The following is a 21,334-nucleotide window of genomic DNA, read 5'->3' as shown; positions in this document are numbered from 1 at the left end:
CGCTTGACCGAATCCTCGGCAGAGTCTCCCACCACGCCCAGCCCGATGCACCGCATCGCGGTGGGCGTGAGCTTTAACGGCCGGGCGTACGACGGCTGGCAAAGCCAGCCCAGCGGCAACACGGTTCAGGACAAGCTGGAAGACGCGCTCTCGCGCTTCAGCGCCCTGCCCGCCGTGAACACGCTGTGCGCCGGCCGCACCGACGCCGGCGTGCACGGCCTCATGCAGGTGGTGCACTTCGACACGCCACTGGAGCGGGCCGAGTACGCCTGGGTGCGAGGCACCAATAGCTTTCTGCCGCCCGACATCGCCGTGCAGTGGGCGCGTGAGGTGCCTGCAGCTTTCCACGCACGTGCCAGCGCCGTCGCCCGCCGCTACGCCTACGTGCTGCTCGAATCCCCCGTGCGCCCAAGCGTGGAACAAGGCCAAGTGGGCTGGGTGTTCCGCCCGCTCGACGCCGACGCCATGCGCCAGGCCGCCAAGCATCTCCTCGGCGAGCACGACTTCACTTCCTTCCGCGCGTCGCAATGCCAGGCGCACACGCCGGTGAAGACGCTGCGACGCATCGAGATCGCGCGTCGCGGCGCCTATTGGCGCTTCGAGTTCGAAGCCAACGCCTTCCTGCACCACATGATCCGCAACATCATGGGCTGCCTCATCGCCATCGGCAGCGGCCACCAGCCGCCGGGGTGGATGGCCGAGGTGCTGGCCGCGCGCAGCCGCGATGCCGCGGCCCCCACCTTCTCCCCCGATGGACTGTACTTTCTCGGCCCGGTCTACGATGCCGCCTGGGGCCTGCCGGAACGCACGCCCGCTTTCGACTGGCTCCCATGACCGTCCCGCACCGCACGCGCATCAAGTTCTGCGGCCTCACCCGCGAGGCCGACGTGGACGCGGCCGTGCAGGCCGGTGCCGACGCCGTGGGCTTCGTGTTGTACGAGCCCAGCCCGCGCTTTGTGCCACCCGAGCGCGCCGGTGAACTGGCACGCCGCCTGCCCGCCTTCGTCACGCCGGTGCTGCTGTTCGTCAACGCCAGTCCTGAATGGATCGCGCGCGGCGTGCGCGCCGTGCCCAACGCCCTCTTGCAAATGCACGGCGACGAAACGCCGGCCCAGGCCCAGGCCCCGGGCCGGCCTTACTTGCGCGCCGCGCGCATCCCCGCCGGCGCGGCCGGGGAATCTTTCGATCTCCTACAATTCGCGGATGATTTCGCCTCTGCCCAAGCCATCCTGCTCGACGCCCACGTCGAGGGGTTCGGTGGCGGCGGTCAATCCTTCGACTGGACGGCCTTCACGTGGTCACACCCTCGACTAAACGCCAGCTCTCGCCTCGTTTTGTCTGGTGGACTCACGCCTGCAAACGTGACCGATGGCATCAGACTCGTCCGGCCCTGGGCCGTTGACGTGAGCTCCGGCATCGAGGTGTCCAAGGGCATCAAGAGCGCCGACAAGATGCAGGCCTTCGTGGCCGCCGTGCGCGCCGCCGATCGCGCGACCGATCCGGCGCCAGCACCCTCCCCGCAGCGATCCTGACCCTTTGCCACGGGTCGCGCGGGCCATCCACCGCACAGGATTTCGCATGCAGACCCCTTACCAGCAACCCGACACCCGCGGCCATTTCGGCATCTACGGCGGCAGCTTCGTGAGCGAGACGCTCACGCACGCCATCAACGAACTGAAGGCAGCCTACGAGAAGTACCAGCACGACCCGGACTTCCTCGCCGAATTCCACCACGAGCTCGCCCACTTCGTGGGCCGGCCCAGCCCGGTCTACCACGCCGCGCGCATGAGCCACGAGATGGGCGGCGCGCAGATCTTCCTCAAGCGCGAAGACCTCAACCACACCGGCGCGCACAAGGTGAACAACACCATTGGCCAGGCCATGCTGGCGCGCCGCATGGGCAAGCCACGCATCATTGCCGAGACTGGCGCAGGCCAGCACGGCGTGGCCACCGCCACCATCTGCGCGCGCTACGGTCTGGAATGCGTGGTTTACATGGGCAGCGAGGATGTCAAGCGCCAGAGTCCCAACGTCTTTCGCATGAAGCTGTTGGGCGCCACCGTGGTGCCTGTGGAAAGCGGGAGCAAGACGCTCAAGGACGCGCTCAACGAGGCCATGCGCGACTGGGTCGCCAACGTGGACAACACCTTCTACATCATCGGTACCGTGGCCGGCCCGCACCCGTACCCGATGATGGTGCGCGACTTCCAGAGCGTGATCGGCGAGGAATGCCTGAAGCAGATGCCGGAGATGCTACGTGAAGCGAACTGCGCGGGCGAGCAGCCCGACGCGGTGATCGCCTGCGTGGGCGGCGGCAGCAACGCCATGGGCATCTTCCATCCCTACATCGCGCACAAGGACACCCGCCTGATCGGCGTGGAGGCCGCCGGCGAGGGCCTGGACAGCGAGAAGCACGCGGCTTCGCTGCAACGTGGCAGCCCTGGCGTGCTGCACGGCAACCGCACCTACGTGCTGCAGGACGACAACGGCCAGGTCACCGAGACGCACAGCGTGAGCGCGGGCCTGGACTACCCCGGCGTGGGTCCGGAACACGCCTACCTCAAGGACATCGGCCGCGCCGAATACGTGGGCATCACCGACACCGAGGCCCTGGAAGCCTTCCACTACCTCTGCCGCACCGAGGGCATCATCCCCGCGCTCGAGTCCAGCCACGCGGTGGCGCACGCCATGAAGCTCGCCAAGACCATGAAACCCACGCAGTCGATCCTCGTCAACCTCTCGGGCCGCGGCGACAAAGACATCGGCACCGTCGCCGACCTCTCGGGCGTGGACTTCTACGACCGTCCCTCCATGCGCGGACACACCGTCAAGGGGGGCCAAGCCAAATGAGCCGCATCGACAAGACCCTGGCCGAACTCAAGTCCCAGGGCCGCAAGGCGCTGATTCCCTACGTCACCGCCGGCTTCCCCTTTGCTGACATCACGCCCGAGCTGATGCAGGGCATGGCCGAGGCGGGCGCCGACATCATCGAGCTGGGCGTGCCCTTCTCCGACCCCTCGGCCGACGGCCCGGTGATCCAGAAAGCCGGCGACCGCGCGCTGGCTGCGGGCATCGGCCTCGCGCAGGTGCTCGCCATGGTCAAGCGCTTTCGCGAGCGCAACACGACCACGCCGGTGGTCTTGATGGGCTACGCCAACCCGGTGGAGCGCTATGACCAGAAACACGGCGCCGGTGCGTTCGTGAACGATGCGGCCGAGGCCGGCGTCGACGGCGTGCTGGTGGTGGACTACCCGCCCGAGGAATGCGAGGACTTTGCCCGCGCCCTGCGCGCGCGCGACATGGACCTCATCTTCCTGCTGGCCCCCACCTCCACCGACGAGCGCATGGCCCAGGTGGCGCGCGTGGCCAGTGGCTACGTGTACTACGTTTCACTCAAGGGCGTCACCGGCGCGGGCACGCTGGACGTGTCCCAGGTCGAAGCCATGCTGCCGCGCATCCGCGCGCACGTGAACATCCCCGTCGGCGTGGGTTTCGGCATCCGGGACGCGGACACCGCCCGCGCCATCGGGCGCACCGCCGACGCGGTGGTGATCGGCAGCAAGCTCATCCAGCTCATAGAAGACGAACCGCACGAAAAGGTGGTGCCCGTGGCCGTCCAGTTCATGCGCACCATCCGAAAAGCGCTGGACGCATAATCCCGCCTCGCGCCCCCCACTCCCCCGGAGAACCGCATGTCCTGGCTCGAAAAGCTGCTCCCTCCCAAGATCACCCAGACCGACCCCACCGAGCGCCGCAGCGTGCCCGAAGGCCTGTGGGTGAAGTGCCCCAGCTGCGAGGCCGTGCTCTACAAGAACGACCTGGAGAAGAACCAGAACGTCTGCCCGCACTGCTCGCATCACCACCGCATCGGTGCGCGCGCGCGGCTCAACGGCTTCCTCGACGCCGAGGGCCGCTACGAGATCGGCCAGGAGGTGCTGCCGGTGGACGCGCTCAAGTTCAAGGACAGCCGCAAGTACCCCGAGCGCCTGAAGGAAGCGCTGGAAACCACCAGCGAGACCGATGCCCTCATCGTCATGGGCGGCGCGGTCAAGGGCATGAGCCTGGTCGCGGCCTGCTTCGAATTCGACTTCATGGGCGGCTCCATGGGTTCGGTCGTCGGTGAGCGCTTCGTGCGCGGCGTCGAGGAAGCCATCGCGCAGAAGGTGCCTTTCGTGTGCTTCACCGCCACCGGTGGCGCGCGCATGCAGGAAGGCCTGCTGTCGTTGATGCAGATGGCCAAGACCAATGCTTCGCTCACGCGCCTGGCCAAGAAAGGCCTGCCCTACATCAGTGTGCTCACCGACCCCACCATGGGCGGTGTGAGCGCGGGCTTCGCCTTCGTGGGCGATGTGGTGATCGCCGAGCCCAAGGCGCTGATCGGCTTCGCCGGCCCGCGCGTGATCGAGAACACCGTGCGCGTGAAGCTTCCTGAGGGCTTCCAGCGCGCCGAGTTCTTGCAGACCAAAGGCGCGGTCGACTTCATCTGCGACCGCCGCGAACTGCGCGCCACCGTGGCCAATCTGCTGGCCATGATGCAGCGCCAGAGCGCCGACGCGGTGGTCGAGGATTGAGCGACGGCCCGGCGGCCGCTGACCCGCTCAAGCTCGCCCAGCTGCCCCTCTTCCCGCTGCAGACCGTCCTGTTTCCGGGCGGCTGGTTGCCGCTTCGCATCTTCGAGGTGCGCTACCTCGACATGATCGGTCGCTGCCACAAGGCCGGCGCGCCCTTCGGCGTGGTCAGCCTGAGCGAGGGCAGCGAGGTTCGCCGCCTCGACCCGAACGCCCCGCCCGGCGGCGACGGCTTCGCCAAGGAAGTCTTCCATCCGGTCGGGGTGCTCGCGCGCATCGAGTCGCTGGAGAAGCCGCAACCCGGGCTGTTCGTGATCCGCTGCCAGGGACTGCAGCGCTTCAACGTCACGCGCCGCACGCGCCTGCCACATGGCCTGTGGGTGGCCGACGTGGACCTGCTGCCCGCCGACGTTCACGCGCCCGTGCCCGACGAACTGACCTCCGTGGCCATTGGCCTGAAACGCGTGCTGGAAAACCTGCGCGAGCGCCAGCCCGGTGCCGAGGAGCAGTTGCCGATCCAACCGCCCTACCACTGGGACGACGCGGGCTGGGTGGCCAACCGCTGGTGCGAACTGGTGCCCGCACCGGTCGCGCTCAAGCAGCGCCTGATGGCGCTGGACAACCCACTGCTGCGCCTCGAACTCGTGGGCGACCTGCTCGAAAAACTGGGGCTCGACCGCTAGGCAGCTTGCCGCTTCAAGGCAGCAAGGACAGCGCGTGCATGTAGCGCGCGTCCACCATCAGATCGTCCCAGGCCATGGCCTTGCCCTGCGGCAGCAGCGTGCGGCGGCGCTCCTCGCTGGCGGGTGATGGTGTCCAGTCACCCTGCACCGCGGCGCGCGCCAGCTCGTCAATGGCCTCGTCGATCGGCGCACCACCCTCCACCACGCTCTGGTTGCACAGCAGCACCATGTCGCAACCCGCCTGCAGCGCGGCGGTGGCAGCCTCCGCGAAGCGCACCGCGCGTCCCTCGATCTGGCGCGCCGCGGCCATGCCCAGGTCGTCGCTGAACACGGCGCCCGTGAAGCCCAGGCGCGCGCGCAGCACGTCCTGCAACCAGCGCGCCGAGAAGCCCGCAGGACGTGCATCCACCTTGGGGTAGATCACATGCGCGGGCATCACCGCGCTCAGCGAGGCACTGAGCCAGCCGTAGGGCAAGGCGTCGTCGGCCAGGATGGCTTTGAGCGAACGCGTGTCGCGCGGGATCTCGTGGTGCGTGTCGCCGCGCACGAATCCGTGGCCGGGGAAGTGTTTCCCGCAGTTGCCCATGCCACTTTGCCGCAGGCCATGCATGAGCGCCTGCGCGAGCATCGCCACCACGCGCGGGTCGCGCGCGAAGGCGCGATCACCAATGACCGAGCTGTCGCCGTGATCGAGGTCGAGCACGGGCGTGAAGCTCAGGTCGACACCGCAGGCGCGCAGTTCGGCGCCGAGCACGAAACCGGTTGCCGTGGCGGCGTCGATCGCGCGCATCGCCGCGTCACCGTCGGCGCCACCGGCCATCCAGCGCTCGCCGAGTGCAGCCATGGGAGGCAAAGCAGTAAAGCCATCGGTGCGGAAGCGCTGCACGCGGCCACCTTCCTGATCCACCGCCACGAGCAGGTCCTCACGCACGGCCTTGATCTGCGCGCACAGCCGCGTGAGCTGCGCGCGGTCATGCCAGTTGCGGCCGAACAGGATGGCACCGCCCACCAGAGGGTGGTCCAGGCGCTGGCGGTCGGCGTCGCTCAGCGTCAGGCCGGCGACGTCGATGATCAGGGGGGCGTGGTGGTTCATGGCGATGGAGGGTCGGTGCGTTCGACGACCACGAAGCTGGCCGCGTAGTCGGTCTCGTCGGTCACGGTGACGTGCGCGCGCAGGCCTTGCGATTCGAACCAGGTCTTGAGCTCGCCGTGCAGCACGATGATGGGTTGGCCGCTGGGCAGGTTGGCGATCTCGCAGCGGCGCCAGCTCATGGGCATGCGCATGCCCAGGCCAATGGCCTTGGAGAAAGCTTCCTTGGCCGAAAAGCGCGTGGCGAGGTAGCGCAGGCCACGCTGCGGCCAGCGCGCGCTGCGGCGCTGCCAGACGGCAAACTCAGCCTCACTGAGCACCTTGCTCGCGAAGCGCTCGCCCTGGCGTTCCATCGTGGCCGCGATGCGGCGCACGTCGCAGATGTCGGTGCCGATGCCGTAGATCATGCGAAGGCGTCGGCGATGCAGCGCTGGTAGGCCACGACGGTGGCCTCGTAACCGAGTTCGAGCGCATCGGCGATCAGGGCATGGCCGATGGAGACCTCGCTGACGCCGGGAACGGTGCGCAGGAAGGGCGTGAGGTTGTCGCGGTTGAGGTCGTGGCCGGCATTCACCGCCAGGCCAGCGTCCAGCGCGGCCTGCGAGGCCTGCGCGAAGCGGCGCAGTTGCTCGGTCTGTCCGGGCGTGCCAAAAGCCGCCGCATAGGGCTCGGTGTAGAGCTCGACCCGGTCAGCACCGACCGCCTTGGCCGCGGCCATCTGCTCGGCCTCGGCGTCCATGAACAGGCTCACGCGCACGCCCAGCGCCTGGCACTCGGCGATCAGGGGCCGCAGGCGCTCGGCGTCGTCGGGGAAACGCCAGCCGTGGTCGCTGGTGAACTGGCCCTCCGAGTCCGGCACGAAGGTGGCCTGGTGCGGGCGCACGGCGCGCACGAAGTCCATGAGGTTGTGGAAGGGGTTGCCCTCGATGTTGTATTCGCGCCCGGGCCAGGCCTTGAGCACGGCGGCCAGGTCGTGCACGTCGTGCGCGCGGATGTGGCGCTCGTCGGGTCTCGGGTGCACGGTGATGCCGGCGGCCCCGGCCTGCAGGCACAGCGTGGCCGCGCGCGTGACGGAGGGTATGCCCAGGTGGCGGGTGTTGCGCACCAGCGCGACCTTGTTGAGATTGACGGACAGCGCGGTTCGGGGGTGCACCATGCTCGGGCTCGGTCAGGAATCGGTTGAAGCGGCGTCGGGGGCATGCCCGCGGCGGCGGCGCATGGCCTGCACATCGAGCATGAGCTGGCGCGTGCGAAACACGCGCACGCCACCATGGTAGTGCAGCAGGTTGCGCAGAGGGATGCGCAGGGTCGGCGCGATCTCGGCGCACACGCGCAGCACCGGCACGAAAGGCGCGGGGTCGTCCAGGGCCTGTTGCAGGTCGCGCCAGCGGGCGGCGTCCAGCGCGTGGTGATCGTCCTCGTGCGCCACGCGCAGGCCCGACTCGGCCTGCAGCACGTAGCGCTCGCCCTCGCTCAGCGGCGCCAGCGTCGAGCCCTCACGCACCAGGTCGGGCAGCAGACCGATCTCGCGCAGCATCAGCAGCTCGAAGGCGCGCAGCACCACGGTGCGGGCGTCGGGCTGGTCGGCCAGGGTGTGTACGGCGGTGGCGAACCAGTCGAACAGGCGCGGGTACGGGTCGTCGCGCGCCAGCAGCTTCACCAGCAGTTCGTTGAGGTAGCTGCCCGCAATGAGGGCTTCGCCCGTCGGCATGACATGCCCACCCACCCAGTGCGCAGCCTTGAGCGTGCGCACCTCGGCGTCGCCGCTCCAGCTCAGCTGCAGGGGCTGCAATGGCAGCAGCACCGGGCGGAACTGCGAGGTGGGCCGCTTGACGCCCTTGGCCACCAGGGCGATGCGGCCGTGGTAGCGGGTGAATACCTCGAGAACGAGGCTGGTCTCGCTCCAGTCGTAGCGGTGCAGAACGTAGGCGGACTCGTCGGCGACGCGGCGCAAGGCGCTCACTCGTATCCAAAAGAGCGCACGCGCGCGTCGTCGTCTGCCCAACCGGATCGGACCTTGACCCACAGCTCCAGGAACACCTTGCCGCCCCAGAGCTTTTCCAGCTCCATGCGGGCCTCGGTGCCGATGCGCTTGAGCTTCTCGCCCTTGTCGCCAATCACCATGCCCTTGTGGCCCTCGCGCTCGACAACGATGGTTGCGGCGATGCGGCGCAACTGCCCCTCTTCCTCGAAGCGGTCGATGATCACCGTGGAGGTGTAAGGCAGTTCGTCACCGGTGAGGCGAAACAGCTTCTCGCGCACCATCTCGGCAGCCATGAAGCGCTCGCTGCGGTCGGTGAGTTCCTCGGCGTCGTGGATCCAGGGCTGCTGGGGCAGGTACTTCTCGCAGATGCCGAACAGGCGCTGGATGTCCTTGGGCGCCTTGGCCGACATGGGCACGAACTCGGCGAAGGCGTGGCGCTCCTGCATGGATCGCAGCCAGGGCGCCAGGTCGCCGCGGCGGTGCACCTCGTCCAGCTTGTTGGCCAGCAGAATGACCGGCGCCGAGGCCGGCAGCAGCGAGAGTACCTTGGCGTCGGCCAGATTGAAGCGGCCGGCCTCGACGACGAAGAGGATCAGGTCCACGTCGGTCACCGCGCCCAGCACCGTCTTGTTCAGCGAGCGGTTGAGCGCGTTGCCATGGCGGGTCTGGAAACCGGGCGTGTCCACGAAGATGAACTGCGACGCACCCTCGGTGCGGATGCCGGTGATGCGGTGGCGAGTGGTCTGCGCCTTGCGCGAAGTGATGCTGACCTTCTGACCCACCAGCGCATTGAGCAGCGTGGACTTGCCGACGTTGGGCTTGCCCACGATGGCGACGTAACCACAGCGCTTATCGGCCTCGGCGACCTCGGGGTGCGGCGCCTCGGGTGCGTCGGCGGCGTCGGCCGCAGCAGGTTTGCCGAGCGCGCGCGCCAGCATTGCCTCGAGGTGGGCGTCAGCGGGCGGCGGGGCGGGAGTCTTCTGGCTCATGGGGTGGCTTTGTCGGCGGATGGCGCGCTCAGGTGTTGCAGCATGGCAGCGGCGGCGGCTTGTTCGCCCGCGCGCCGCGAAGCGCCGATGCCGCGCTCGCTGTGGCCGGTTTCCTGCACGGTGCATTCCACGTCGAAGGTCTGCTTGTGCGCCTCGCCCAGCGTGGCCACCACGCGGTAGACGGGCAGCTTCATTTTGCGACCCTGAAGCCACTCCTGCAATTCGGTTTTCGGGTCTTTGCCCAGCGCCGTCATGTTGGTGCTGAGCTCGATACCGCCATAGAGGCGCCGCACCAATTGCGAGGCGGTCTCGAAGCCAGCGTCGAGATAGACGGCACCGATCACGGCCTCCAGCGCGTCGGCCAGGATGGAGGGGCGCTTGTGCCCGCCCGAGCGCTTTTCACCATCACCCAGCCGCAGGCCCGACGACAGGCCCAGCGCCTGGGCGAGTTCGAACAAGGTGTCCTGCTTGACCAGGTTGGCGCGCACACGCGAGAGGTCGCCCTCGGGCAAGGCATCCAGCTTCTCGAACAGCAGGCCGGAGATGGCCAGGTTGAGCACGGAATCACCGAGGAATTCCAGGCGCTCGTTGTGGTCGGCGCCAAAGCTGCGGTGGGTCAGCGCCCGCTCCAACAGGCGGGGATTGGCAAAGCGGTGCTGCAGCCGGCCCTGCAGCGCGGTGAGATCGGGGCTCAAGCCATCAAACGGGCCGCGCTCATTGCGAGCTGCCCTTGTACTTCATTACCAGCCAACCCGGGCCGGCCAGGTGGATCTCGCGGGTGTAGTCGAATGACACCACGACGCGATCGCCCTGCTTGCCGACCGTGAGGTCTTTGCCCGAAATGGTCTTGATGTCGTCGATCGTGGCGGCCTTGTCAAAGATGCTGCGCACCTCGGCCACGGTATCGCCCGCCGCGGCCTTCTGCACCGCCTTCTGAACAGCCATGTACTCGAGGTAGGTGGGGAACACCTGTGCCGCCACGATGCCCGCCAAGGCCAGCAGGGTGCCGACGATGATCAGGCCGACGAAGGTCAGGCCCCGTTGTTGCCGCTTCAACTTCATGCGCGTTCCTCCAGAGAGCTCGCCGTCACTCGAACGAGCCGATGCGACCGAAATCGCCGAAGTTCATCCAGACGAAAAAGGCCTTGCCGACGATATTCGCTTCGGGCACGAAGCCCCAATACCGCGAGTCGAGCGAATTGTCGCGATTGTCGCCCATCATGAAGTAGTGCCCGGCCGGCACCTTGCAGACCATGCCTTCGACGCTGTAGCGGCAACCGTCGGCGAAGGGGAATTGCGTGACGCCTTCGACAAAGGCCGGGCGCGTGTCCTCGTTGAGGATGTTGTAGTGCTTGCCGCCCAGGCTCTCCTGCCATTGCTTGGCGTAGCGCATCGAGTCCTTGTCGAAGAAGTCAGGCTGCGCCACCCGGGGCACGGGCTGGCCATTGACCGTGAGTTGCTTGTTCAGGTAGGCCACCTCGTCGCCCGGCAGGCCGATCACGCGCTTGATGTAGTCCAGGCTGGGCTTGGGCGGGTAGCGAAAGACGATCACGTCGCCGCGCTGCGGCGCGTGGTTGTCCCAGACCTTCGTGTTCAGGACAGGCAGACGAATACCGTAGTGGTACTTGTTCACCAGGATCAGGTCACCCACGCGCAGGGTAGGGATCATGGAGCCCGAGGGAATCTTGAACGGCTCGAACAGGAAGGAGCGCAGCACGAAGACAGCCAGGATCACGGGGAACAGGCCCGCGGTCCAGTCCAACCACCAGGGCTGTGCCAGCGCCCGCTGACGCGCCGGCTCTATGTCGCCCTCGATCTCGCTGAAACCCTGCTTGGCCAGGGCTTCCTTGCGCTGCTGGTGCTCCTTCACCAGGTGCTCGGCCACGCGGCGGCGCTGCGGCAGGAACACGAGCTTGTCGATCACCCAGTAGATGCCGGTGACCAGCGTCGCCAGCAGCAGCAACAGAGAGAAGTTGCCTTCGACCGCGCCCGAATACCAGGCCACGGCGTAGAGCCCGAACGCCGCGAGGATCGCCCCCGTGACCGCACCCATGGCGGACCTCATCAGTCTTGCACCTGCAGGATCGCCAGGAAAGCCTCCTGGGGCACTTCGACGGAGCCGATCTGTTTCATGCGCTTCTTGCCAGCCTTCTGTTTTTCGAGCAGTTTTCGTTTGCGGGTGATGTCACCACCGTAGCATTTTGCCAGCACGTTCTTGCGCAGCGCCTTGATGGTCTCCCGCGCGATAACGTTGCCTCCGATGGCCGCCTGAATGGCCACGTCGAACATCTGGCGGCTGATGATCTCGCGCATCTTGGCCGCCACCGCGCGGCCGCGGTACTGCGACTGGCTGCGGTGAACGATGATGGACAGGGCGTCGACCTTCTCGCCATTGAGCAGGATGTCGACCTTGACCACGTCGGAGGCGCGGTACTCCTTGAACTCGTAGTCCATGCTGGCGTAGCCGCGGCTGACGGATTTGAGCTTGTCGAAGAAGTCCAGCACGATCTCGCCCAGCGGCAACTCGTAGGTCAGCATGACCTGCTTGCCGTGGTAGGCCATGTTGATCTGCACGCCGCGCTTCTGGTTGGCCAGCGTCATCACGGGGCCCACGTATTCCTGGGGCATGTACAGGTGCACCGTGACGATGGGCTCGCGAATCTCCTCGATGCGGCCGGCGTCGGGCATCTTGGACGGGTTCTCAACCATGAGCACCTCACCGTCGCCCTTGACCACCTGGTACACCACACTGGGCGCGGTGGTGATGAGGTCCTGGTCGAACTCGCGCTCCAGGCGCTCCTGCACGATCTCCATGTGCAACAGACCCAGGAAGCCGCAGCGGAAACCAAAACCCAGCGCCTGCGACACCTCGGGCTCATAGTGCAGCGAGGCGTCGTTGAGCTTGAGCTTTTCCAGCGCGTCGCGCAGGGCGTCGTACTGGTTGGCCTCGGTGGGGTACAGGCCGGCGAACACCTGCGGCTGCACCTCCTTGAAGCCAGGCAGCGGCTGCTCCGCTGGCCCGGCGTTGTTGGGCAGCTTCTTTTCCAGCGTGACGGTGTCGCCCACCTTGGCGGCCGCCAGCTCCTTGATGCCCGCGATGATGTAGCCCACCTCCCCCGCCTCCAGCGATTCGCGAGGTTGCGTGGCCGGCGTGAACACGCCCAGGTTGTCGGCGTTGTAGGCCGCGTTGGTGGCCATGAGCTTGAAGCGTTCGCCCTTGAGCAGCCGGCCGTCCACCACCCGCACCAGCATCACCACGCCCACGTAGGCGTCGTACCAACTGTCGATGATCATGGCGCGCAGCGGCGCGTCGGGGTTGCCGCGCGGCGGCGGCACCTTGGCGATCACGGCCTCGAGGATCTCCTCCACGCCCATGCCGGTCTTGGCCGAGCAGGGAATGGCCTCGCTCGCGTCGATGCCGATGACGTCCTCGATCTCGCTCTTGGCGTTCTCGGGGTCGGCATTGGGCAGGTCCATCTTGTTGAGGACCGGCAGCACTTCCACGCCCAGGTCGAGCGCGGTGTAGCAGTTGGCCACCGTCTGGGCCTCCACGCCCTGGCTGGCGTCCACCACCAGCAAGGCGCCCTCGCAGGCCGACAGGGAGCGCGAGACCTCATAAGAGAAGTCCACGTGGCCGGGCGTGTCGATCAGGTTGAGGTTGTAGACACGGCCGTCGCGGGCCGTGTACTGCAGCGCGGCGGTCTGCGCCTTGATGGTGATGCCGCGCTCTTTCTCGATGTCCATCGAGTCGAGCACCTGCTCGCTCATCTCGCGATCGGAGAGGCCGCCACAGCGGGAAATGATGCGGTCCGCGAGCGTCGATTTGCCATGATCGATGTGCGCGATGATCGAGAAATTACGTATGTGGTTCATCAGAGGACCAGGCCAGGGACCATGTTCATCGTGCGCCGGGCCAAGGCGCGCGACCATAAAAAATGTCGCCTGTCAAGAACTCTCTGCTGACAGGCACAACACCTAAGTCTATATCGGACAAGGATTTTGGCTTCTGGGCCAGCCCCTCGGGCAGTCCTGCTCTGGCAGGCTAGGAGCCACATAAGAGCAAGGCGGTTGCGGGTCTCGGCGTAGCTGAGCAAGCATCCGGCAATGTCCGTGCAGATGATATGACAAGGCTCCTGCGAGCCATAGCCCAAAAACACAAAAGCGCAGGCCACTGACCTGCGCTTTCGTGTCGCCGCCGATGTGGCCACGCCTATGTCGGCGGCGCGTCCCGCCGGGGCACTGACGGCGCTTTCGCCGCCGTCCCCTTCCTGAACCCCCGATCCCGTGCCATGAACGCTTCCAGCATGTGCGGGATCAACGTCATCGCATCGACCGGCTCGCCGTAGGTCTGCGCGTGCAGTGCGGCGTAGCGGTCGAGGTCGGCCTTCAGGCTGGCCGGACACGCGAATGTCAGCTTGACGCTCTCGCTCTTGGGCAACGGCCCGAGCCGCAGCTTGTTCGTGTTCATTGCGATGCACCCCTCTGGAAGAACAGCGGCTGGTACGGTCGCAGCACCAGGTCGCGGTTGACGATGATGCGCACCGGCAGGCCGGGGCGAGCCGTCAGCGTGGGCTGGATGTTCATGTTGCGCCGGGTCATCTCCTGGCCGATCTGGTTCACGCTGTCCTGCACGCTGTCGCGGCCGGCAATGACGACGCGATCCCCGCCCTGGCGATTCTCCGGGGCGGCCAGTTCGGCGCCGACGCCCAGCAGCGTGGTCAGCACCGCGCCGGCGAAGATGCGATCCCAATGCCAATCGACACCATCCTCCAGGCCCGCGTAACCGGCCGGGTCCGTGCCCACGAGGTTGTCGAGCTGGCTTGATGAGGTGTCCGGCAGGATCAGCCGGTGCCACACCATCTGGAGTCGGGTCTGCCCGTAGCTGACCTGGCTGTTGTAGCGGCCCAGGATGCGCGAGCCCTGCGGGATCAGCAGATGGCGGCCGGTGGCCGTGTCGTAGATCGGCTCCGTCACCGTGGCGATCACGTCGCCCGGTAGGTCGGACTTGATGCCCGTCACCAGTGCGCCCGCGATCACCGTGCCGGCCATCACCTGATACGGCGAGGCAGGTAGTTGCAGGTTGCCAGAATTGCGGGTTTGCACAGGACCGGCATTGCTCAGAAACGCTTCCTTCTGGTCCTGCCGGTTCTGCACGGCGGTGGGATCGCCCGGCTGCGCGGCCGTCGAAGCCGGTCCGGCGGCCAGCGGATCGAAACCCGCCAGTCCGGTCAGCGGTGGGGTTCCTGCCATGCTCTGAGTGGGAGGGGCTACGGCGGCGCGCTGTCCGCCCGTGCTGAAGAACACGGACGAAGCCGCCGCTTCCTCGGCCTCCTTGAGCCGCGCTAGGCGCTCGGCTTCGGCCGGGTCATAGCCCGGTTGCGAGTAACCCTGCGCTCGCTGTTCGGCGCGCAGGATCGGTGCTCCGAGGTCGCCGGGTAGCGGTTCGCCCAGCTCCGGCGGCAGCGGTGGCAAGGTCGGCGGTAGTTGCGAATAGTCGATGGGCAACTGCGCCAGCCCTTCGGAGCGCGACACGCGATCGACGTTGTACAACTCGGTCGGCTCGCCTGCGCCACGGCGCTGCGGTGCTTGCAGCGACCAGAGCGTTGCGCCCAATACGGCGGCGGCCACGCTGCCGACCAGAACTGCCAGCATGCGCCGGTTCAACCGCGTGACGGGACGCGGCTGCGCCCGCAGGGCGACTTGTTCCGGCGCCAGCTTCGGGGCGGCGCCAAGCATGTCCGGAGAATCGTCCTGGCTCATGGTCAGTTCCTCCGCGCGCCCGTCGTGCCGTCCGTGCGCTCGATGCGCACCACGTCGCCCTTGTCGCCACCCAGGCGCAATTCGGCCGCGCCGAACAGCCGGTCCACGATGTAGTACGGCGACCGGAAGCGGTAGTTCACGAGTTGGCCATCGCCCTGTGCGCCGATCACGAACAGTGGCGGCAACTCGCCCTGTGCGATGCCGCCGGGAAACTGGATGTAGACTTTCTCGCCGTCGTCGAAGGCGCGCAGCGGCTTCCACGGTGTATTGCTACCGCTGATCGCGTAGCGGAAGCGGATGTTCTCCAGCGACAGGCCCGTATCGAGCGGCGCCGCCGTCTGCGCCGCCCGCGCCTGGCGCTGCAAGGCCAGCATGCGGTCGCGCGGATAGTCCCAGGACACCGACGCCATCCACGCCTTTTCGGTCGAAGTCAGTTCGATCAGATAGGTGCGGCGGCTGGTGGTGATGACCAGATTGGTCTTGAGGCCGGTGCGGATCGGCTTGACCAGCACGTTGACGCGCAGTTCGCCGCCGGCGCCGCTCGACGTATCGCCGACGATCCAGCGCACCGTGTCGCCGGCGGCGACCGTCACCAGTTCCTCGCCGGGCTGGAGTGTAATCACCGTGACCCGCTCGGGACTCGTATAGACCTGGTACAGCGCGCCGTCGGTAAACGGCCAGACCTGAATCGCATTGATGTAGCCTTCGCGCGTGGGCGCCATGCGCGCTTCCTCGTTGGCGCGGGATACGCGCACGCGCTCGTCCTCCGGCTCGGGTGTCACCTCCGTTTCCGCGAGTTCGGGCAGCGGCATCAACTGCCCCGGTAGCGGCAAAGGCTCCGGCACCGCAACCACTTCCATCGGCAGAGGTGGTTCGGGCAAGGGCTGCGCCTGCACCGGCTCGTCGAGCGTGATGCTCGGTGGCTTGCGTGGCGTGGCGCAGCCCGCCAGCGTGACGGCAATCAATGCAACAGCATAAAAGCGCAAAGACGGTTTCATGGCCTGCCTCCTTCGGTTGAGTCGAGTTCACGGCTCCATGACAGGCCGTTGACGTAGATGCCCAATGGATTGCGGCGCAACCGTTCCTCGGTGCGCGGCGTTTGCAGCACGATGGAGACCACCGCCGTCCAGCGTTCCAGCCCTGCCGCCGCGCCGTTGACGTAGCGGCGCTCCGTCCAGCGCACGTTGAACGACGTGTCGCTGGCGCGTACAACGCTGTTGATCTCCACCGTCACCGTTTCCCGGCCGATCCGCGCAAAGGGATCGTTGGTGCGCGCGTAGTCGTTGAGCACGGCCGCGCCGCGGTCGGTGGTGTAGTCGTAGGCTTCGAGCCAGTTGTCCCGCACCACGATCGGGTCGATGGACAACGAGCGAACTATCGTGACGAAACGTGCCAAGTGATAGCCGATCTGCACGTCTGTTGGCCGGTACGGCGTGGCTGCCTCACCGACGGCGCGCACCTGCCCGCCGTGGTCCACCTCCACCACGTAGGGCGTGACGATGGACTGCGCCGAGCGCCAGACGAGGCCGCCCGCCATCAGCAGCGCGAGCGCGAGGCAGCCGAAGGCCATCAGCCGCCAGTTCTTCGCCTGTGCGCGGGCCGAGCCGATGCGCTCGTCCCACACCTGTTCGGCAGCCTGGTACGGCGTGGCCGGCTGTGGTGTGTCGGCATAGCGCACCTGCGGTCGTTTGAATCGCATGGCAGGTTCTCCTTATGAGTTCGATGGGTCGCGCAGGCTGGGGCCGCTGCCCGAGCCGCCGCCGTCGCCACCGCGCAGCGTGTGCGCGACGGTGGTGGCGGCATGGGTGAGCTGCTGGCGGCGTTGCAAGCGCCTCGCCCACGCGGGTTGTCCGGTGCTGGCGGCGGCGTCCGCACTGCCGCCCTGAGCGGCCGAGCCGGTAGCAGCGCTGCCCGTGGAAGCATCGGGATTGATGGCGGCAGCGGCACGCGCCTTCAGCGAATGCACACCGGCGGCCACGCGCTGCCCGACCGACTGCGCGCCGGTCCTGGCAACATTGCCCAGACCGGCCGCCGCGCCCTTGAGGCCACCGCCGGCACCAGAGGAACCCGCTTGGAAGGCCGACTTGGCGCTGCTCGCGGTCGATGCCATCGAACGTGCGCCGCCGACGGCCATGCGGGCAGCGCCAGGTGCCATGCGCGCGCCGGCCGCAACGGCACCACCGACGCCGGTGGCTACCGCACCCACGGCAACGGCGGTCCCGGCCGCGCCGAGCGTGGCTCCCGCCATCGCACCGGCGCCGAGCTGCGGCGAACCGGACACCAGTCCGGTAGCAATACCCGGCCCGAAGATCCCGAGCGCCAGCAGCGCAAGGGATGCCAACATGATGACCAGCGCATGGTCGATGGAGGGTTCGTCCGGCGCGACCTGGAATTCGGCGAACAGGCCGGTGCCGATGCCGACGATCACCGCCAGCACCAGCACCTTGATGCCCGACGACACCACATTGCCCAGCACCTTCTCGGCCAGGAACGCGGTCTTGTTCCACAGCGCGAACGGCACCAGCACGAAGCCGGCAAGCGTCGTCAGCTTGAACTCGATCAACGTGATGAAAAGCTGGATCGCCAACACGAAGAACGTGACGATCACCACGAGCCAGGCCAGAAACATGACCGCGATGGGTGTCACGTTCACGAACACCTCGGGAAAGCCCGCCATGTCGCTGATCTGTTCGAGGATCGGCGCGCCGGCGTCAACGCCCACCTTGGCCAGCCGGCCGGGTTGCAGGAACTCCGCCTGCGTGATGGTCGATCCCGAAGCCATCAATCCCAAACCCGCGAACGAGCGGAACACGATGCTGGCCAGCCAGTTGAAATTGCCGATGATGTAAGCGAAGGCACCGATGTAGAGCACCTTGCGGATCAGCTTGGCGATCACATCGTCGCCCTGGCCGGTGGCATGGCTCATCGCCCAATAGAGGCCCGCGATGGTCATGTCGATCACGATCAAGGTGGCGGTGAGGAACGCAACCTCGCCACCCAGCAGACCGAAGCCCGAGTCGATGTAGGTGGAGAAGACGATGAGGAAGCGGTCGATCACCGAGATGTCGTTCATGGCGCGTGCCCTCAGTCGCCGCCGTAGAACGGCACGGTCTGCGGCGTGTAGGGCGTGCCTTCGCCGTGGAAGCGTCGCCGCACTTCGCGGGCGCGCTCGGTGGCTGCTGCCTGCCGCGCCAGTTCCAGCGACGCGGCGCGGTCCTGCGTCAACTGGAGCTGCTGCGCCTGGATCGCCTGCTTGGCCTGCAAGGCCAGCAACTGGTTGGTTGCCTGCATGGCTTGCAACGCGCCGGTGGCCGACTGGCTCTGGCCGACCAGATCGGCCAGCACGCCTTCGTCCTCGTTGAGGTTCTGCGACACCTGCGCCTGCATCCGCATGGCTGTGTGCAGGCCGTCGAGCGTGTGTCGCCAGCGTTCGCGCGCGTCCTGCGCCATGCGGTCACCACTGACGGTCGCGGCGTATTCGTGCGGGTACAGCCGGGCGAATTCCCGATCCATGTTCGTCACGTCGTAGGCCAGACCCTGCGCCTCGGCGATCAGGCGTTCGGTGGTCGCCAGCGTCGAGCGCAGGCGATTGACCACGTTGTAGTCGAGGCTCGTCAGATTGCGTGCCTGGTTGATGAGCATCTGCGCTTCGTTCTGAAGCTGCCGCACCTGGTTGTTGATCTGCTCCAGCGTGCGGATCGCGGTCAGCGTGTTCTGGATCAGGTTGGTCGGGTCAATCACCGCCCATTGCGCCTGCGCGGCAGGCAGCGTGCAGAACAGAGCGGCAGCGACGGTCGCAAGAAGTGTCTTCTTCATGACGGTTTCTCCTGTGGTGGATTGGAAGCGGCAGGTGCGGACGGCAGCAGATCGGCCGCCCAGTCCAGGCCGCAGTGGCGCAGCCAGGCGGCTGCGAAGCTGGAAGACGAAGCCGACGCTTCCACCGCGTCAATGTCGCGCTGGTCCTGCGGCGTCGAAGCACCGGCGAAGGCCAGCGCGACCGGCCCCAGGTCGAGGTCAAAGAGGCGATTGCCCAGCCGCGACTGGTAGTAGTAGTCGCGCTTGGGCTGCGCGGTGGCGACGATCTCGATTTGCCGGGCGTTGAGGCCGAAGCCTTCGTAGATCTTGCGGATTTGCGGCTCAGTGGCTTGTGGATTGGGCAGGAAGATGCGGCTTGCGCAGCTCTCCACGATGGCCGGCGCGATGCTGGAGTCCTTGATGTCCGCCAGCGACTGCGTGGCGAAGATCACCGACACGTTTTTCTTGCGCAGCGTCTTCAACCACTGGCGGATGCGCGCGGCGAACACCGGGTCGTCGAGGAACAGCCACGCCTCGTCGAGAATCAGCAAAGTCGGTGCGCCGTCGAAACGCTCGTCGAAGCGCGCGAACAGATAACCGAGTACCGCCAGCACGGCGGCGCGGCTCGCCATCAGTTCCTCCATCTCGAAACCCTGCACGTCGGCGGTGCCCAGACGGTCGTGATCGGCATCGAGCAAACTGCCGTGCGCGCCGCCGAGCACGTAGGGCGCGAGCGCCTGGCGTAGCGCGTTGTTCTGCAACAGCACGGAAAACCCGGTCAGCGTGCGCTGCTCCACCGGCGCACCGGCGAGACTTTCCAGCGCCGACCAGATGGCCGCCTTCTCGTCGGGGCCGATGCTCGCGCCTTCACGCAGCATCCGGCCTTCGAGCCATTCGGCGGCCCAAGTGCGGTAGCTTTCTTGGTCGATGCGCGCGAGCGGCTGAAACGCGATGCCGCTGTCCGTGCCCAGGTCGTAGTGCTCGCCACCGAGGCCGAGGATGGTGGCGCGCATCGAGCGGCCCATGTCGAAGGCGAAAATGCGTGAGCCGGGATAACGGCGGAATTGCATCGCCAGCGTGGCGAGCAACACGGACTTGCCCATGCCGGTCGGTCCAACGACAAGGGTGTGGCCGACATCGCCGATGTGCGTCACCAGACGGAACGGCGTGGCGCCATCGGTGCGCGTGACGATCAAGGGTGGCCCGTCGAGGTGGGCATTCTTCTCCGGCCCGGCCCACACCGCCGACACCGGCATCAGGTGCGCGAGGTTCAGCGTCGAGACGATGGGCTGGCGCACGTTCGCGTAGGCGTTGCCCGGAATCGACGACAGCCACGCCTCCACCGCGTTGAGTGTTTCAGGGATCGTGACGAAACCCCGGCCCTGAATGACGCGCTCCACCCTGCGCAGCTTCTCGTCGGCCGCGCCGGCATCGGTATCGAGCACCGTCACGGTCGCGGTGACGTAGCCGAAAGCGACTTGATCGCTGCCCAGCTCCTGCAAGGCCGCATCGGCGTCCACCGCCTTGTTCGATGCGTCGGTATCGACCAGCGGGCTTTCCTGTTGAAAGATCGTCTCGCGCAGCAGTGCGACGACGTTCTTGCGCTTGGCGAACCACTGGCGGCGCAGGCGGCCGAGTTCCTTTTCCGCCTCGGACTTGTCCATGCAGAGGAAGCGCGTGCTCCAGCGATAGGCGAAGCCGAGTCGGTTCAGGTCGTCGAGCAGCCCCGGCCAGGTCGAGGTCGGGAAGCCGCGCACCGACACCACGCGCAAATGCGCATCGCCCAACATCGGCGCAAGCCCGCCGGTCAGCGGGCAGTCGGTCAGCAGCGCATCGAGGTGAAACGGATGCTCCGGCACGGCCACGTGATAACGCCGCGTGGAGATGGTGGCGTGCAGATAGGTAAGCGTTTCGCTGTCGTCGAGCCAGGCAATCTCTGGCATCACGCCGTCGAGCAGGTCGAAGCAACGATCCGTCTCCGCGATGAAGGCGATCAGGCGTTCATGCCAATCCACGCCACGCTGCGACGTATTCTCGTAGAGCAGATTCGCGGCGCGTGCGCGGGACTCCTCCGGCGGCAGGCACACCAGCGTCAGGTGATAGCGGCTATCGAAGTGACTCTGGTCTTCCTCGAACACCGCTCGGCGTTCCTCGTCCACCAGCCAGGACAGCGGTTCGGGAAACTCGGACTGCGGATAGTCAGCCGCTGACAGCCTTTCGGCCTCGACGAACAAGGCCCACCCGGAACCCAGGCGGCGTAGCGCGTTGTTGAGCCGCGCTGACGTGGCGATCAGCTCGCCCTGCGTCGCGCTGTCCAGGTCCGGCCCGCGAAAGCATGCTGTCCTTTGGAACGAACCGTCCTTGTTGAGCACGATGCCGGGCGCCATCAACCCGGCCCAGGGCAGCCAGTCGGCGAGCAGTGCGGGACGCTGACGGTATTCGGCGAGATGCAACATGGCGTCGTC

22 protein-coding genes are annotated in these 21,334 nt (G+C 67.0%); 6 read left to right on the top strand and 16 right to left on the bottom strand.

Going from position 1 to position 21,334, the window contains the following annotated elements:
* Positions 1-45: 45 nt before the first annotated feature.
* The 6 genes from truA to BN948_RS00255 are packed head-to-tail and all read left to right on the top strand — an operon-like array spanning position 46 to position 5,251.
* Complete coding sequence (gene truA / locus BN948_RS00280; protein WP_009518820.1) at positions 46-834, top strand: tRNA pseudouridine(38-40) synthase TruA; 789 nt, start codon at positions 46-48, stop codon at positions 832-834.
* Positions 831-1,532: a phosphoribosylanthranilate isomerase gene (locus BN948_RS00275; protein ID WP_009518821.1), complete on the top strand. Its 702-nt coding sequence runs from the start codon at positions 831-833 to the stop codon at positions 1,530-1,532. The genes truA and BN948_RS00275 overlap by 4 nt, the downstream gene beginning before the upstream one ends.
* 46 nt (positions 1,533-1,578) lie before the next feature.
* A complete protein-coding gene (gene trpB, locus BN948_RS00270) occupies positions 1,579-2,850 on the top strand; it encodes a tryptophan synthase subunit beta (RefSeq protein ID WP_009518822.1) in 1,272 nt (423 codons plus the stop codon).
* Positions 2,847-3,656 (top strand): tryptophan synthase subunit alpha, encoded by an 810-nt coding sequence (gene trpA / locus BN948_RS00265; protein ID WP_009518823.1) that lies wholly within the window; start codon positions 2,847-2,849, stop codon positions 3,654-3,656. The genes trpB and trpA overlap by 4 nt, the downstream gene beginning before the upstream one ends.
* A 36-nt stretch (positions 3,657-3,692) precedes the next feature.
* Positions 3,693-4,571 (top strand): acetyl-CoA carboxylase, carboxyltransferase subunit beta, encoded by an 879-nt coding sequence (accD, locus tag BN948_RS00260; RefSeq protein ID WP_009518824.1) that lies wholly within the window; start codon positions 3,693-3,695, stop codon positions 4,569-4,571.
* Positions 4,568-5,251 carry an LON peptidase substrate-binding domain-containing protein gene (locus tag BN948_RS00255; protein ID WP_009518825.1) on the top strand — a complete coding sequence of 228 codons (684 nt, stop codon included), beginning with the start codon at positions 4,568-4,570 and terminating at the stop codon, positions 5,249-5,251. The genes accD and BN948_RS00255 overlap by 4 nt, the downstream gene beginning before the upstream one ends.
* 13 nt (positions 5,252-5,264) lie before the next feature.
* Here the strand turns inward: BN948_RS00255 and nagZ are convergent, their stop codons facing one another.
* From nagZ to trbE, 16 genes are all read right to left on the bottom strand, one after another.
* Positions 5,265-6,344: a beta-N-acetylhexosaminidase gene (gene nagZ / locus BN948_RS00250; protein WP_009518826.1), complete on the bottom strand. Its 1,080-nt coding sequence runs from the start codon at positions 6,342-6,344 to the stop codon at positions 5,265-5,267.
* Complete coding sequence (gene acpS, locus BN948_RS00245; RefSeq protein WP_009518827.1) at positions 6,341-6,748, bottom strand: holo-ACP synthase; 408 nt, start codon at positions 6,746-6,748, stop codon at positions 6,341-6,343. Before acpS ends, nagZ begins: the two co-directional genes overlap by 4 nt.
* Positions 6,745-7,497, bottom strand: a complete 753-nt coding sequence (locus BN948_RS00240; RefSeq protein ID WP_009518828.1) for a pyridoxine 5'-phosphate synthase — start codon at positions 7,495-7,497, stop codon at positions 6,745-6,747. Before BN948_RS00240 ends, acpS begins: the two co-directional genes overlap by 4 nt.
* A 12-nt stretch (positions 7,498-7,509) precedes the next feature.
* On the bottom strand, positions 7,510-8,304 hold the full coding sequence (recO, locus tag BN948_RS00235) for a DNA repair protein RecO (RefSeq protein WP_009518829.1): 795 nt from the start codon (positions 8,302-8,304) through the stop codon (positions 7,510-7,512).
* Entirely contained in the window at positions 8,301-9,314 is a 1,014-nt protein-coding gene (era, locus tag BN948_RS00230) for a GTPase Era (protein WP_009518830.1), read from the bottom strand. Before era ends, recO begins: the two co-directional genes overlap by 4 nt.
* On the bottom strand, positions 9,311-10,009 hold the full coding sequence (rnc, locus tag BN948_RS00225) for a ribonuclease III (protein WP_009518831.1): 699 nt from the start codon (positions 10,007-10,009) through the stop codon (positions 9,311-9,313). The genes era and rnc overlap by 4 nt, the downstream gene beginning before the upstream one ends.
* Before the next feature lie 19 nt (positions 10,010-10,028).
* Positions 10,029-10,376 carry a DUF4845 domain-containing protein gene (locus BN948_RS00220; protein WP_009518832.1) on the bottom strand — a complete coding sequence of 116 codons (348 nt, stop codon included), beginning with the start codon at positions 10,374-10,376 and terminating at the stop codon, positions 10,029-10,031.
* A gap of 25 nt (positions 10,377-10,401) precedes the next feature.
* Entirely contained in the window at positions 10,402-11,379 is a 978-nt protein-coding gene (gene lepB / locus BN948_RS00215; protein ID WP_035619950.1) for a signal peptidase I, read from the bottom strand.
* Entirely contained in the window at positions 11,379-13,187 is a 1,809-nt protein-coding gene (gene lepA, locus BN948_RS00210; protein WP_009518834.1) for a translation elongation factor 4, read from the bottom strand. The genes lepB and lepA overlap by 1 nt, the downstream gene beginning before the upstream one ends.
* Positions 13,188-13,524: 337 nt before the next feature.
* Positions 13,525-13,782 carry a DUF2274 domain-containing protein gene (locus tag BN948_RS00205; RefSeq protein WP_009518835.1) on the bottom strand — a complete coding sequence of 86 codons (258 nt, stop codon included), beginning with the start codon at positions 13,780-13,782 and terminating at the stop codon, positions 13,525-13,527.
* Complete coding sequence (locus tag BN948_RS00200) at positions 13,779-15,074, bottom strand: TraB/TrbI/VirB10 family type IV secretion system protein (protein ID WP_009518836.1); 1,296 nt, start codon at positions 15,072-15,074, stop codon at positions 13,779-13,781. The genes BN948_RS00205 and BN948_RS00200 overlap by 4 nt, the downstream gene beginning before the upstream one ends.
* Positions 15,075-15,076: 2 nt before the next feature.
* Entirely contained in the window at positions 15,077-16,072 is a 996-nt protein-coding gene (gene trbG / locus BN948_RS00195) for a P-type conjugative transfer protein TrbG (RefSeq protein ID WP_009518837.1), read from the bottom strand.
* Positions 16,069-16,773 (bottom strand): conjugal transfer protein TrbF, encoded by a 705-nt coding sequence (trbF, locus tag BN948_RS00190; RefSeq protein WP_009518838.1) that lies wholly within the window; start codon positions 16,771-16,773, stop codon positions 16,069-16,071. Before trbF ends, trbG begins: the two co-directional genes overlap by 4 nt.
* A 12-nt stretch (positions 16,774-16,785) precedes the next feature.
* Entirely contained in the window at positions 16,786-18,147 is a 1,362-nt protein-coding gene (trbL, locus tag BN948_RS00185) for a P-type conjugative transfer protein TrbL (RefSeq protein WP_009518839.1), read from the bottom strand.
* A gap of 11 nt (positions 18,148-18,158) precedes the next feature.
* A complete protein-coding gene (gene trbJ / locus BN948_RS00180) occupies positions 18,159-18,890 on the bottom strand; it encodes a P-type conjugative transfer protein TrbJ (protein WP_009518840.1) in 732 nt (243 codons plus the stop codon).
* Positions 18,887-21,325 carry a conjugal transfer protein TrbE gene (trbE, locus tag BN948_RS00175; RefSeq protein ID WP_009518841.1) on the bottom strand — a complete coding sequence of 813 codons (2,439 nt, stop codon included), beginning with the start codon at positions 21,323-21,325 and terminating at the stop codon, positions 18,887-18,889. The genes trbJ and trbE overlap by 4 nt, the downstream gene beginning before the upstream one ends.
* Between the last annotated feature and the right edge of the window lie 9 nt (positions 21,326-21,334).

Source organism: Hydrogenophaga intermedia, assembly GCF_000723405.1.
In the GTDB taxonomy this organism is placed as follows: Bacteria; Pseudomonadota; Gammaproteobacteria; order Burkholderiales; family Burkholderiaceae_C; genus Hydrogenophaga; species Hydrogenophaga intermedia.
The sequence above is the reverse complement of the archived record's forward strand: the minus strand, read 5'-3'. Positions and strand labels throughout refer to the sequence as shown.

Bases quoted from the DNA above. Each gene is read 5' to 3' on its own strand.
- trbL (WP_009518839.1), bottom strand. From the start codon at position 18,147: ATGAACGACATCTCGGTGATCGACCGCTTCCTCATCGTCTTCTCCACC.
- trbE (WP_009518841.1), bottom strand. From the start codon at position 21,325: ATGTTGCATCTCGCCGAATACCGTCAGCGTCCCGCACTGCTCGCCGAC.
- trpA (WP_009518823.1), top strand. From the start codon at position 2,847: ATGAGCCGCATCGACAAGACCCTGGCCGAACTCAAGTCCCAGGGCCGC.
- era (WP_009518830.1), bottom strand. From the start codon at position 9,314: ATGAGCCAGAAGACTCCCGCCCCGCCGCCCGCTGACGCCCACCTCGAG.
- BN948_RS00220 (WP_009518832.1), bottom strand. From the start codon at position 10,376: ATGAAGTTGAAGCGGCAACAACGGGGCCTGACCTTCGTCGGCCTGATC.
- trbG (WP_009518837.1), bottom strand. From the start codon at position 16,072: ATGAAACCGTCTTTGCGCTTTTATGCTGTTGCATTGATTGCCGTCACG.
- trbF (WP_009518838.1), bottom strand. From the start codon at position 16,773: ATGCGATTCAAACGACCGCAGGTGCGCTATGCCGACACACCACAGCCG.
- trpB (WP_009518822.1), top strand. From the start codon at position 1,579: ATGCAGACCCCTTACCAGCAACCCGACACCCGCGGCCATTTCGGCATC.
- trbJ (WP_009518840.1), bottom strand. From the start codon at position 18,890: ATGAAGAAGACACTTCTTGCGACCGTCGCTGCCGCTCTGTTCTGCACG.
- BN948_RS00200 (WP_009518836.1), bottom strand. From the start codon at position 15,074: ATGAGCCAGGACGATTCTCCGGACATGCTTGGCGCCGCCCCGAAGCTG.
- truA (WP_009518820.1), top strand. From the start codon at position 46: ATGCACCGCATCGCGGTGGGCGTGAGCTTTAACGGCCGGGCGTACGAC.
- acpS (WP_009518827.1), bottom strand. From the start codon at position 6,748: ATGATCTACGGCATCGGCACCGACATCTGCGACGTGCGCCGCATCGCG.
- BN948_RS00240 (WP_009518828.1), bottom strand. From the start codon at position 7,497: ATGGTGCACCCCCGAACCGCGCTGTCCGTCAATCTCAACAAGGTCGCG.
- lepB (WP_035619950.1), bottom strand. From the start codon at position 11,379: ATGAGGTCCGCCATGGGTGCGGTCACGGGGGCGATCCTCGCGGCGTTC.
- BN948_RS00205 (WP_009518835.1), bottom strand. From the start codon at position 13,782: ATGAACACGAACAAGCTGCGGCTCGGGCCGTTGCCCAAGAGCGAGAGC.
- lepA (WP_009518834.1), bottom strand. From the start codon at position 13,187: ATGAACCACATACGTAATTTCTCGATCATCGCGCACATCGATCATGGC.
- accD (WP_009518824.1), top strand. From the start codon at position 3,693: ATGTCCTGGCTCGAAAAGCTGCTCCCTCCCAAGATCACCCAGACCGAC.
- BN948_RS00275 (WP_009518821.1), top strand. From the start codon at position 831: ATGACCGTCCCGCACCGCACGCGCATCAAGTTCTGCGGCCTCACCCGC.
- nagZ (WP_009518826.1), bottom strand. From the start codon at position 6,344: ATGAACCACCACGCCCCCCTGATCATCGACGTCGCCGGCCTGACGCTG.